General features: G+C 72.9%; 13 protein-coding genes. 5 read left to right on the forward strand and 8 right to left on the reverse strand.

The window, feature by feature from the left end; translation table 11 throughout:
- The 3 genes from ispF to AC5L30_RS13270 are packed head-to-tail and all read right to left on the reverse strand — an operon-like array spanning window position 1 to window position 1,737.
- Window positions 1-486: a 2-C-methyl-D-erythritol 2,4-cyclodiphosphate synthase gene (gene ispF / locus AC5L30_RS13260; RefSeq protein ID WP_494867674.1), complete on the reverse strand. Its 486-nt coding sequence runs from the start codon at window positions 484-486 to the stop codon at window positions 1-3.
- Between the two features lie 13 nt (window positions 487-499).
- The gene (ispD, locus tag AC5L30_RS13265; RefSeq protein ID WP_494867472.1) at window positions 500-1,195 is read right to left on the reverse strand and encodes a 2-C-methyl-D-erythritol 4-phosphate cytidylyltransferase; all 696 of its coding nucleotides are present in this window, start codon (window positions 1,193-1,195) and stop codon (window positions 500-502) included.
- A gap of 56 nt (window positions 1,196-1,251) precedes the next feature.
- Window positions 1,252-1,737, reverse strand: coding sequence for a CarD family transcriptional regulator (locus AC5L30_RS13270; protein ID WP_007073334.1), 486 nt, complete (start codon window positions 1,735-1,737; stop codon window positions 1,252-1,254).
- A 328-nt stretch (window positions 1,738-2,065) separates the two neighbouring features.
- On the opposite strand from AC5L30_RS13270, the gene AC5L30_RS13275 reads away from it, so the two are divergent.
- Window positions 2,066-2,758, forward strand: coding sequence for a hypothetical protein (locus AC5L30_RS13275; protein WP_494867473.1), 693 nt, complete (start codon window positions 2,066-2,068; stop codon window positions 2,756-2,758).
- Window positions 2,759-2,767: 9 nt separating this feature from the next.
- Here AC5L30_RS13275 and AC5L30_RS13280 read toward each other — a convergent pair whose 3' ends face one another.
- The 4 genes from AC5L30_RS13280 to AC5L30_RS13295 all read right to left on the reverse strand — a co-directional run bounded on the left by AC5L30_RS13280 (window position 2,768) and on the right by AC5L30_RS13295 (window position 6,567).
- On the reverse strand, window positions 2,768-3,418 hold the full coding sequence (locus tag AC5L30_RS13280) for a hypothetical protein (protein ID WP_494867474.1): 651 nt from the start codon (window positions 3,416-3,418) through the stop codon (window positions 2,768-2,770).
- A 24-nt stretch (window positions 3,419-3,442) separates the two neighbouring features.
- Window positions 3,443-4,492: a type III polyketide synthase gene (locus AC5L30_RS13285; RefSeq protein ID WP_494867475.1), complete on the reverse strand. Its 1,050-nt coding sequence runs from the start codon at window positions 4,490-4,492 to the stop codon at window positions 3,443-3,445.
- Between the two features lie 94 nt (window positions 4,493-4,586).
- Window positions 4,587-5,753 carry an acyl-CoA dehydrogenase family protein gene (locus AC5L30_RS13290; RefSeq protein WP_494867476.1) on the reverse strand — a complete coding sequence of 389 codons (1,167 nt, stop codon included), beginning with the start codon at window positions 5,751-5,753 and terminating at the stop codon, window positions 4,587-4,589.
- A 40-nt stretch (window positions 5,754-5,793) separates the two neighbouring features.
- Entirely contained in the window at window positions 5,794-6,567 is a 774-nt protein-coding gene (locus AC5L30_RS13295; protein WP_494867477.1) for a class I SAM-dependent methyltransferase, read from the reverse strand.
- Between the two features lie 46 nt (window positions 6,568-6,613).
- On the opposite strand from AC5L30_RS13295, the gene AC5L30_RS13300 reads away from it, so the two are divergent.
- The 4 genes from AC5L30_RS13300 to disA all read left to right on the forward strand — a co-directional run bounded on the left by AC5L30_RS13300 (window position 6,614) and on the right by disA (window position 11,232).
- Window positions 6,614-7,453, forward strand: a complete 840-nt coding sequence (locus AC5L30_RS13300) for a UbiA family prenyltransferase (RefSeq protein WP_494867478.1) — start codon at window positions 6,614-6,616, stop codon at window positions 7,451-7,453.
- Between the two features lie 140 nt (window positions 7,454-7,593).
- Window positions 7,594-8,373: a hypothetical protein gene (locus AC5L30_RS13305; protein WP_494867479.1), complete on the forward strand. Its 780-nt coding sequence runs from the start codon at window positions 7,594-7,596 to the stop codon at window positions 8,371-8,373.
- A gap of 85 nt (window positions 8,374-8,458) precedes the next feature.
- On the forward strand, window positions 8,459-9,916 hold the full coding sequence (gene radA, locus AC5L30_RS13310) for a DNA repair protein RadA (protein WP_494867480.1): 1,458 nt from the start codon (window positions 8,459-8,461) through the stop codon (window positions 9,914-9,916).
- 131 nt (window positions 9,917-10,047) lie between these two features.
- Window positions 10,048-11,232, forward strand: a complete 1,185-nt coding sequence (gene disA / locus AC5L30_RS13315) for a DNA integrity scanning diadenylate cyclase DisA (RefSeq protein WP_494867481.1) — start codon at window positions 10,048-10,050, stop codon at window positions 11,230-11,232.
- Between the two features lie 6 nt (window positions 11,233-11,238).
- On the opposite strand, the gene AC5L30_RS13320 is transcribed toward disA, so the two are convergent.
- A complete protein-coding gene (locus AC5L30_RS13320; RefSeq protein WP_494867482.1) occupies window positions 11,239-11,955 on the reverse strand; it encodes a hypothetical protein in 717 nt (238 codons plus the stop codon).
- Between the last annotated feature and the right edge of the window lie 56 nt (window positions 11,956-12,011).

Consider the following 12,011-nt stretch of genomic DNA (forward strand, 5'->3'; position numbering starts at 1 on the left):
CTAGGCGGCCGGCGCGTCGTACACCAGAGCCACCGCGACCCCGGCCAGCCCTTCCTCCCGGCCGGCGAAGCCGAGCCCGTCGGTGGTCGCCGCCGAGACGGTGACCGGGGCGCCGATTGCGGCGGAGAGGACCTCCTGCGCCTCCGCACGCCGTCGGCCGATCTTCGGGCGGTTGCCGATGACCTGCACGGAAACGTTGCCGATCTCAAGGCCGGCGGCCCGCACCCGGCGGGCCGTCTCGGTCAGCAGCGCCACCCCGGATGCGCCGGCCCACTCCGGCTGGCCCACCCCGAAGGCGGAGCCGAGATCACCGAGACCGGCCGCGGAGAGCAGCGCGTTGCAGGCGGCGTGCGCGGCCACGTCGGCGTCCGAGTGCCCGGCGAGGCCGTCCTGGTCGGGCCAGAGCAGCCCGGCCACCCAGCAGGGCCGGCCCGGCTCGAACGCGTGCACGTCGGTGCCGATGGCCACCCGGGGAACGATCATGATCAGAGGGTACGCGTCAACCGGCTGCGGCAAGCAGATGCTCCGCCAGTGCCAGGTCGAACGGTCGGGTGATTTTCAGGGCGTACTCCGAGCCCGGCACGCAGCTCACCGCGACGCCCTGCTTCTCGACCAGCCCGGCGTCGTCGGTGAGGGAGTCACCGGCGGCGGCGTGGGCGGCGCTGAGCACGGATCGGCGGAAACCCTGCGGGGTCTGCACCGCACGCAGGGCGGAACGGTCGACGGTGCCGAGCACCACCTCGTCGGCGCCGACTTCCTTGATCGTGTCGACGACCGGCAGGACCGGGATCACCGCGTCACGCCCGCCACGGACTGCCGCCGCGACGGCTTCGACCAGCGCAGGTGGGGTGAGCGCCCGGGCGGCATCATGCACGAGGACGATCGTCGGGCCGGCGGGCACCGCGGCCAGCGCGGCGGCCACCGACGCCTGCCGTTCCGCGCCGCCGGGCACCACGATCACCGGTGCGACCGAAGCCAGCAGTTCCCGGACGGCCTGCACCTCGGCGGCCGGCGCGGCCACCACGATGGTGTGCACCGAGGGCGCGGCGGCCAGCCGACGCACGGCGTGCACCAACAGCGGCTCACCGGCGAGCAGGCGCAGCGCCTTGGGTCGGCCGGGGCCGAGCCGTACGCCGGCACCCGCCGCAGGCACGAGGACCGCGACGTCACCGCGCGGATTGAGCTGCGCGGTCACGTCGCGGTCCTCGGTGGTTTCTTCACTACGAAGTGGGTACGACGATGCTGTGCGGACTAGGCCTCGGTGAGGACCTTGTCGAGCAGCGTCTCCGCCTCATCCTTGGTGCTCTTCTCGGCCAGCGCGACCTCGCCGACGAGAATGTCGCGGGCCTTGGCGAGCATCCGCTTCTCGCCCGCAGAGAGGCCCCGCTCCCGCTCCCGGCGCCACAGGTCACGCACGACCTCGGCGACCTTCAGCGGGTTGCCGGAAGCCAGCTTTTCCAGATTGGCCTTGTAACGCCGCGACCAGTTGGTCGGCTCCTCGGTGTGCGGAGCCCGCAGAACGTCGAAGACCTTCCCGAGGCCCTCTTCGCCGACCACCTCGCGGACGCCCACGATCTCGGCGTTCTCGGCCGGCACCCGGACCGTCAGGTCACCCTGCGCGACCCTCAGGACGAGGTATTGCTTAGGCTCGCCCTTGATGACCCGAGTCTCGATTGCCTCGATGAGTGCGGCCCCGTGGTGGGGGTAAACAACGGTCTCGCCGACACTGAAAACCATAGGTTCGAAACCCCTTTCGCTGTGTCTAGGGTAACACGCTCAGGCACCGATGTCTCACCGATGTCCTGACCGTTGGCGCAGCTCAGGGGCCCTGTGAGAGGTCTTGCTTCAGCTTGACAGGCAGTCAAACCGATGGTTCGAACACGCTCCGTAACGCGCAAATGACTGCCCGGTACGGGTGAACAGAACGTCGAGATCAAGGGCTATGCGCTCCTCCCATGGTAGCCCGGCCAGCAGGACCGCGCCCAGATGTAGCGGGAGGAGCCCCTGGTGCGCGACCCTGGAGACCAAGCCGCACACCGCTCTCGAGACGCTTCCAGGAGGTCCGATGGGCAAGCCGGACGCAGAGGGTCACGGGCCAGCCGACGGCCTGCCCGGCCTACCGCCCGAATGGGGCCGCGTGGTGGTTCCCGACGACGCCTCCGCGCTGGCCGCCGAGGTCGCCCAGGTCCGCCGCGAGCTGCGCCAGGCCGGCGGCCTCCCGGGCGGCCACCGGGCTCTGGGCCTGCCGCTGGTGGTGCTGCTGGTGGCGGTCCTCACCACGCTGGCCGGCCTGCTGGTGGTCACCTGGCCCCGCGCCAACCGCGGCGCCGACCGGCCGACTCCGGCCCCCTACTCGCCGCCCGCGACCCTCACCGGTCGGGCGCTGCCCGCACTGGACCTGGTCGACGCGGACGACGCGCCCGTGCCACTGCGCGGCCTGCTACCCGCCATGATCATTCTGTTGGACGGCTGCCCCTGCCCGGACCGGGTCACCGACGCCCTGGCGGCCGCGCCCGCCGGCGTCTCCGTGGTCACCGTCACCGGGGGGCGGACGGCCCCGGCCGGGCCCTCCATCGAGCGGCCGGCTCGCGCCCTGGCCGACCCCGCCGGAGGGCTGCGCTCGTTCCTGGGCCAACCGGCCCGCCCCGGCGCCGCGACCGCCCTGCTGGTCGACCGCGCCGGCACAGTGACCCGGGTGCTGCCGGACCTGGGCGCGGTCGAGTCCTACCGGAGCGACCTGAACGCCCTGGCCGGCTGAGCGGCCCTGTTAGCGAGCAGGCAGGGCCACGAGCTGCGCCTCGATGTCGATGGGCCGGTCGACGGCCGACAGCGACACCTGGAACGGTCCGGCGCCGGGCAGCACCTCGGCATTGGCGATCGTGCCGTCGCAGTCGATGCGCGCCGGACCGTTGATCTTGGCTTCGTCGCTCGTCACCGCCATCGTGCCGGGGCGGGTGCACCGGTACTGGAGCAGGTAGCGGGCGCCGTGGTTGCCGGCCTGCCGGGTCACTTCCTGGCCGGCGGCGAGGTCCCGCTGCTCCCGCCAGATCGTCTCCTGGAACACGGGCAGGTCACCCGCGGAAAAGAGCGCCCGGGGATCGCCCTCGATGTCGCTGATCGAGCCCGTCGCCGGGTCGATCACCAGCCGCGGGCCGCTTCGCACCCGGAGGACCTCGCCGGTGTTGGGGTCCATCCGCACCGTCACCCGCTCGTCGGGCTCCTCAGCCGCGAGGAGACGTTCCAGTGGGGTGCTGACGCTCGGCCCGACCGATGGCACCGCCGCCGCCGAAGGGACAGCCGTCCCGGCCGTCGACGCGGGCGCGGCGGCACGCCACCACCAGGCACCGACGACCAGGACGGCCACCGCCGCGCCAAACAGGACCACCGAGCGCAGCCGGTCGTCCGAGGTCACATCCACCCCGTGAGCGTACCGGCCGGAGGCTCAGTCCTGTCGATCGAGCAGGGCGGCGTACAGGGTGAGGCCGGGGCCGAAGGCCAGCATGACGATGCGCCGGGCCGCCGGTGTCGCCCGGCCCAACCGGTCCAGGATCAGCAGGACGGTCGGCGACGAGCAGTTGCCGTGCTCGTCCAGCGTCGCCCAGGACGCCGCCAGCCCCAGCGGAGGCAACGCCAGCTCCCGCTCGACCACGTTGAGGATCCGCGGACCGCCCGGGTGCACCGCCCAACCATCCACATCGGAGCTGGCGACGCCGTGCCGGGCCAACAGGTCGTCGACCAGCCCACGGACGTGCCTCGACAACACCTGCGGCACCTTCGGCGACAACCCCATCCGGAACCCGGCGTCGGTGACGTCCCAGGTCATGTGATCGGCCGTCGAGGTGTCGGTGACGGCGGTGACCTCGCGTACCGCGTACCCCCGACCGCCCGGCACGACCACGGCGGCGACCGCGGCGTCCGAGAAGAGCGCGTGGGAGACGATCTGCTGGGTGTCCACCCGGGCGCTGGACGGCTGGATGTGCAGGCTGGTCAGCTCCGCGCAGAGCAGCAGCGCCGGACGCCCCCGGGCGGTGACGAAGTCACTCGCCGCGCCGAGCCCCGGCAGCGCCGCGTAACAGCCCATGTGGCCGATGAACATCCGCTGGGTGTCCGCGGCCATGCCCAGGTCCCGGGCGAGCAGGATGTCCAGTCCCGGGGTGGCGTACCCGGTGCAGGAGCAGACGACGAACAGCCCGATGTCACCGGCGCTCAGCCCGGCCGCGGTCAACGCGCGACCCACCGCCTCCTTGCCCAACGGCAGCGCCTCCACCTGGTAGCGGCGCATCCGGCGCTCGGTCGGCCAGTCCGAGACGTCCTCCAGCAGCGGATTGACCGCCGCCTGCCGCCGGGTCACCCCCGAGTTGGCGAAGATTCGCTGGGCCAACGACCGGGTAGTGCCGGAGAAGTGCCGGGAGAAGAAGCCCTCCCACAACTCGTCCTGCGAAGCGGACGGCGGCTGCGCTGTCCCGAGCCCCGCGATCACTGGTACGGACACGATCCCCACCTCTCGTCAAATGCTGTCCTCCCCCTGGCCGTCCCACCAGCCACCTCGGCTGGTCGTTCTTCCGTGCGAGTCCGGAGCGGCGGGCTCACCAACGCGGTGCCGATCCGTCGCGATCCGGGTCGCCGCCCAACGCGGCGATGCCGAGCCAGTCGGCGCAGACATCCGACGTGGCCGGGTGCAGTGAGCCGCAGCGGGCGTCGCGGTAGAGCCGCTCCAGCGGATGACCACGGCGGGTCGCCGAGGTGCCCGCCGCCTCCAGCACCGACGCCGCCACCTCGGCGGCCGTGGTGCCGGCGAGCAGCTTCGCCCGCCACACCCAGCGGTTGGTCTCCTCGTCGCCGGGCGCCTCGTCCACCCGGCGGGCCGCCTCGGCGACCACCAGCTGGGCGGCGGCCGTCGCCGCGTCCGCCCGACCCAGCCGGGCCCGCACCGCCGGCAGACCGGCCAGGTTGCGGGCGTTGAGGTGCTCGGCCGCCGTGTCGATCGCCGCGCGGGCCACCCCCACGTAGACGGCCGCGTAGCTGGCCACCAGCCAGTGCGGCATCAGTTGGGCCACCACCAGCGCCAGCCCCTCCACCCCACCGAGCAGCCGGTCGGCGGGCACGGTGACGTCCAGGTGCAGGTCGTGGGAGGAGGTGGCGCGCATGCCGAGCGAGTCCCAGGTCGGCTCCACGGTCAGCCCGTCGCCGGCCGGCACCAGGAAGTGGGAGACCACCGACTGGTCGGCCGCGCTGCGCGCCGCCACCAGGTAGCCGTCCGCGTGCCCGGCACCGGAACAGAAGGTCTTGCTGCCCTTGAGCTGCCAGCCCCCGTCGGTCGGCTCGTACGCCGTGGTCAGCTGGGACAGCCGCGCGCCCGCGCCACGCTCGCTCATCGCGACCGCGTACCAGGAGCCCTGCGCCGCCGCGCTGAGCAGCCGGTCGCGGGCGGCCAGCGCCTCGTCCGGTACGCCCAGCGCCTCGGCCAACTCCTCGGTGACCGCGCCCAGCGCGCCGGTCACCGAGGCGTGCATGTTGAACACCAGGGCCGTCGCACCGTTGCCCCGGGCAAGCTCAGTGGCCACCGCGGCGTACTCGGCGAAGGTGGCTCCCAGACCGCCGAGCGCCCGGGGCACCATCAGCCCGAACAGGCCGGCCTCGCGCAGGTCGGCGAAGTCGTCCACGGGGAAGGAACCGTCCCGGTCGTGCTCGGCCGCCCGCGCGGCGAACCGCGGCGCCAACCGGCGTGCTGCCTCAAGCGCGTGCACCGTCATCTCGTTCCTCCTCGGCGTTCCATACCCCGCCACGGCCTGACTATCCTTTGCGGACCCCCCGGCCCTGGTAGAGCACGGCGGTTGACCGGGTCGGCACGATGCGCGGCGCACGGCCGGCGGGCACCGCAGCGGACGTTCGGCTCGCGCGGGCGCGGCGCAGCAGCCAGGCGAGCATGCCGCCGACCTGCGGACGGAGGCCCCGCAGTCGCAGGTCGACACCGTGTCGGGCGCACTCGGCCACCAGTGCCCGCGCGTCCACGAACAACCGAGGATCGTGGATGCCGCGCGGCACCGTCGGCAGCCGCTCGGCGATCCGGACCGCGACGAGCCGGGCCAGCGCCGTGTCGTTCAGCGTGTCCAGCACCAGCACGCCACCGGGGCGCAGCAGCCGACACGCCTCGGCCACCGCGCGCGGCCAGGCCGGCACGTGCTCCAACAACTCGCCCGCGGAGACCACATCGGCGCAGCCGTCGGGCAGCGGGACAGCGGTGGCATCGCCCTGGACCACCCGCACCCCGTGCTCGGCCGCCTGGACGAGTGCCGAGCGGGTCAGATCCACCCCGACGTGGTGGTAGCCCTTGCCGGCCAGGTGCGGCGCGAGCAGGCCGGCACCGCAGCCCAGATCGACAAGCAACGCGTCCGGACGGGTGGCCGGCGGCACCAGCGCCGCACGGGCCTCCGCGAGCCAGTGCAGCATCGCGAACGCGCCATCCGGCCGCCACCACTCACCGGCCAGATCGTCGTACTGACGCGGATCGTTTCGCGGCAGCACCCTCGGACCGGTGGAAGCCCCGGCCGCAGCCACGTCTCGCATGGAACCGAGCGTGGCACGACTGCTCGGTAACGACCAGACTTCCCTTATGTCGTCGAGGGTGTTAGGGCTGGTCAGAGCGAGCCATCCGGAACCGGCCGCGGCGGTGACCACGGTGGCCGGTCTGCTGGCCTGGGGAGTGGGCCACCGGCCGGCCGGGATCGTCTCGGTGGTGCTCGCCGTGCTGGCCAGCCAGCTCGCCGTCGGCTGGACCAACGACGCGCTGGACGCCGAGCGGGACGCCACTGTGGGGCGTACCGACAAACCGGTCGCCAGTGGCGCGGTCGGTCGGCGCGCCACGGCCTGGGCCGCCGCGGCGGCCGCGGTGGCCTGCCCGCTGTTGGCGCTGACCACCAACCCGGCGGCGGCGTTCTGGCTGACGCTCGCCCTGGTCTCCGCCCTGCTCTACGACTGGCCGCTCAAGGCCACCGCGTTCTCGGTGCTGCCCTACGCCGTGTCGTTCGGGGCGCTGCCCGCCTTCGTGGTGCTGGCACTGCCCGGTCAGCCGGCCCCGCCGGTCTGGCTGGTGACGGCGGCGGCCTGCCTGGGCGCCGGCGCGCACTTCGCCAACGTGCTGCCCGACCTGGCCGACGACGCCCGCACCGGCGTGCGCGGCCTGCCTCACCGGCTGGGTGCCACCGGCAGCCGGGTGGCCGCGGCGGGTCTGCTCCTCGCGGCGACCGCGACCCTGGTCCTCGGACCACCCGGGCCGCCGTCGGCGATCGGCTGGGCGGCGGTCGGCACGGCCGCCGTGGTGCCGCCGCTGAGCTGGTACGCCGGGCGCTCGGCGATCCGGGCCGGCCGGCGGCCGGTGGCGGCCTTCCGGGCGGTGATGCTGGTGGCCCTCATCGACGTGGTTCTGCTGGTGGCGAGCGGTCGGGTGGTGTGAACGCCACCCGGGCAGGTGGCATTGCCGGGTCCGCGTGCGGGCCTCGATCAGCCCCAACTACCCTGGAGCGCGGTCTGCGCGGGTATGGCCACCGTGCCCGGCGTACGGCCCGGGTGGGGATTGTGACGAGGAGGACCGACGTGACGCGCTCGATCAGGGGATCCCGGCGGGCGGCCCTGTTGCTGTCCGGGATCGCGGCAGCCAGCCTGCTGGCCTCCGGATGCGGCACCGGTCAGATCGCCGAGACCGCCAACAAGGAGCCGTCGGTCCAGGGCGTCAACCTCACGACCAACAACGGTTCCTTCGCCGTGCGGGGCCTGCTGGTGGACTACCCGGGCACCGAGGGTTACAAGGCCGGGCAGGACGCTGGGCTCAACGCGGTGATCTACAACGACTCCAAGGAGACGGTGACGGTCACCGTCACCACCGAGAGCGCCCGCGAGGTGGTCATCAGCGGCGGCTCGGCGAGCCCGTCGCCGTCCGCCTCGGAATCCGCCTCGATGAGCCCGTCGCCGTCCGGTTCGGCCAGCCCGTCGAGTTCGACGTCCGGTTCGCCGAGCCCGTCGGTGACGCCCTCCGAGACCGGGTCGTCCTCGGCCACCCCGTCTGCCCCCGAGTCGGCGCGTGCGTCCGGTTCGGCCAGCCCCTCCGCCCCCGGCCAGCCGGCCCGGATCGAGCTGGCGCCGTTGAGCTACATCCAGTTCAACTCCGAGGCCACCACGCAGCTGCGGCTGATCGGCCTGACCGAGGCGCTGCGCTCCGGCCAGAACGTCTTCGTGACCTTCGACTTCGGCAACGGCAACACGGTGACCGGCCCGGCGCCGATCGCGGTGCCGCTCACCCCGGCGGCCCCTCCGTCGCCGATCATCGAGCGCGAGGGCGGCTACGAGGGCGACGAGGGCGGCACGACCCACGAGTGACCCGACCCGCACATCGACAAACGCCCCGGCGTGGTGACCACCACGCCGGGGTGTTTTCGTCGTACGCGAGGGCTAGCGTCCTGATGTGACCACCTCCCGATCCACCCCTCCGCGTGGCGGCACGGCCGGTGCCGCCCGTGGTCGGTCCGCCGCCCGCGAGCCGCGTCCGGCCTACCAGTGCGACGCCTGCGGGCACCAGCCGCCCAAGTGGGTGGGGCGCTGCCCGGAGTGCGGCGAGTGGGGGGCGGTGGTCGAGAACACGGTGACCGGCCCGACCGTCTCCGGTCGGGTGGTCAGCTCCCGGATGCCGTCCGAGCCGGCCCGACCGATCGCCACCATCAGCGCCGCTCCGGCCCGCGCCGTGCCCACCGGGGTGAGCGAGCTCGACCGGGTGCTCGGCGGCGGCCTGGTCCCCGGTGCCGTGGTGTTGCTCGCCGGCGAGCCCGGCGTGGGCAAGTCGACCCTCCTGCTCGATGTGGCGCAGCATTGGGCGACCGGTGCCGGCAGCCCCTCGCTGGTGGTCAGTGGCGAAGAATCGGTCAGTCAGGTGCGGCTGCGCGCCGAGCGGATGGGCACGCTGCACGAGCAGCTCTACCTCGCCGCGGAGAGCGACCTCGCCTCGGTGCTCGGTCACCTCGACGCGGTCAAGCCCGGCCTGTTGGTGCTCGACTCGGTGCAGACCATCTCGACCACCGGCACCGAGGGGGTGCCCGGTGGGGTGACCCAGGTCCGCGCGGTCACCGCCGCGCTGGTCTCGGTCGCCAAGGAGCGGGGCATCGCCACCGTGCTGGTCGGGCACGTCACCAAGGACGGGCAGGTGGCCGGGCCTCGGGTGCTGGAGCACCTGGTCGATGTGGTGCTGCACTTCGAGGGCGACAAACACTCGTCGCTGCGCCTGGTGCGCGGCGTGAAGAACAGGTTCGGCGCGGCCGACGAGGTCGGCTGCTTCGAGATGCACGAGGGCGGCATCAGCAGCCTGGCAGACCCGTCCGGGTTGTTCCTGACCCGCTACGCGGAGCCGGTCCCAGGCACTTGCGTCACCGTGGCCATGGAGGGGCGGCGGGCCCTGGTCACCGAGGTTCAGGCGCTGATCGGCGCGACCGTCGCGGGCTCTCCTCGACGCACCGTCTCCGGCCTCGACTCGGCGCGACTGGCGATGGTGCTCGCGGTGCTGCAACGGCGCACCGAACGGTTGACCCTGCACGACCGGGAGGTCTTCGCCGCCACCGTGGGCGGGATCCGGGTGGTGGAGCCGGCCGCCGACCTGGCGGTGGCGCTTGCGGTCGCCTCCGGCGGGCTCAACCTGGCGATCGCGCCGCACCTGGTCGCGATCGGTGAGGTGGGGCTGACCGGCGAGGTGCGCCGGGTCGGGGCGGTTCCGCGCCGGCTGGCCGAGGCGGCCCGGCTGGGGTTCAAGGTGGCCCTCGTGCCGCCCGGCTGCGGTCCGGCCAGCACCGGCGCCGGCCCTGAGCAGATGCGGGTGACCGAGGTCACCGACGTCCGTTCGGCCCTGCACCATGCAGCCCGCGCGTCCGCCGAGTGACCCACCGTGCCGACGAGAGCGGCCAAACCGGACAGCACGTCGCAAGCGGGAAACGTTGAAGAGGGCGGCATCGTGACACATCACAGTAACCACGACAGCACCCACCGCACGGCAGTCCGTAGACTGTGCCCGTGCCGATCGACCGCGATACCACCAAGCCAGCCGGCGCGCCGCCCCAGGCCCGCACCGGCGCCGTGGGCTCGCCCGCCCGCCCGATCAGCGTGAGCGTGACCGCGGGAGCCGCCGGGAGCGCCGGAGATCCGCTGCGGGCCAATCTCGCCCTGATGGCCCCGGGCACCGCCTTGCGCGACGGTCTGGAGCGCATTCTGCGGGGCCGCACGGGCGCGCTCATCGTGCTCGGCTACGACAAGGTGGTCGAGGGCCTGTGCACCGGCGGCTTCCCGCTGGACGTGGAGTTCTCCGCGACCCGGGTGCGCGAGCTGTGCAAGATGGACGGCGCTGTGGCGCTCTCCAGCGACGGCACCAGGATCGTCCGGGCGGCCGTGCACCTGATGCCCGACCCGTCCATCCCGACGGAGGAGTCCGGCACCCGGCACCGCACCGCCGAACGGGTGGCCCGCCAGACCGGTTATCCGGTCATTTCAGTCAGCCAGTCCATGCGGATCATCAGCCTCTACGTCAACGGCCAACGGCACGTGCTCGACGACTCGGCGGCCATCCTCTCCCGCGCCAACCAGGCGCTCGCCACCCTGGAGCGCTACAAGCTCCGGCTGGACGAGGTCTCCGGCACGCTCTCCGCCCTGGAGATCGAGGATCTGGTCACCGTGCGGGACGCGGTGGCCGTGGTGCAGCGACTGGAGATGGTTCGCCGGATCGCCGACGAGATCGCCGGTTACGTGGTGGAGCTGGGCACCGACGGCCGCCTGCTCGCCCTGCAACTCGACGAGCTGATGGCCGGCGTGGACGCCGACCGCACCCTCGTCATCCGGGATTACCTCCCGGTCGGTCGCAAGTCGCGCACCCTGGACGAAGCCCTTGTCGAGCTGGACCTGCTCGGTGCCACCGAGTTGATCGACCTGGTGTCGGTGGCCAAGGCGATCGGCTACCCGGCCGCGTCCGACGCGCTCGACGCCGCGGTCAGTCCGCGCGGCTTCCGACTGCTGGCCAAGGTGCCCCGGCTCCCAGTGGCGGTGGTCGATCGCCTGGTGCTGCACTTCGGCAGCCTCCAGCGTCTGCTCGGCGCGACAGTGGAAGACCTGCAAGCGGTCGAGGGGGTCGGTGACGCCCGGGCCCGCGGCGTCCGGGAGGGGCTGTCCCGTCTCGCCGAGGCATCCATCCTGGAACGCTACGTCTGACCCGGCTCAGCCGGTGACGGTGAGCTTCACCGGGTCGCTGAGCTTCGTGCCGACCCGGGCGAACACCTGATACGACCCGACCGGCGGGAACGGCCCGGCGGCCAGCGCGCCGTTACAGCGGCTGGTGTCCCGCCCGTTCCACGGCACCTGGTAGGAGCGCTCGAAGTTCGGCGTGAAGGATTGCACGTCCGAGCCCTCGACCTTGCCGCAGGTGTCCGACGACCAGACCTTCTCGGCACCGGACTTGATGAAGATCTCCTGAAGGTCGGCGCCGACGTTGCGACTGCACGTCCGGTCCGACGTGTTCTTGATCTTCAGTTGCAGCTCGACCACCGCGCCTCGCTGCACCGAGGTCGGGCTCGCCGAGGAGACCACACTGATCTCCTCGTTGGTGCAGGTGCCGTCGTCCTCCGAACCGGCCGCCGCGCCCAGCGGCGGGGTATTGCTGGTGATCACCGGGCTCGGATTCGTCGCACCCGAATCAGCGGACGCGGACGGTGACGAAGCCCCGGTCTGCGGTGTCAGCACCGGCCCACCGGGAGCAGACGTCGCGGCGGACGTCGCCGACGGCGAACCTCCCGCCTTCGGATCCTGATCGCCGGAACGACCCGAACCGGTGCACGAGTAGAGCAGGACAATCAGGAACAGAAACCCCGCTCCGAGTACGACGGCGCGACGCCGCCAGTACACGGCGGGTGGCAGGGGGCCGACCGTCAGACGCATGATGCCCTCCACCGTAGCCGCGCCGTACCCGGCAGTGCGGCGCGACGCGCCGGAGC

It is taken from the genome of Micromonospora sp. BQ32 (genome assembly GCF_059358895.1).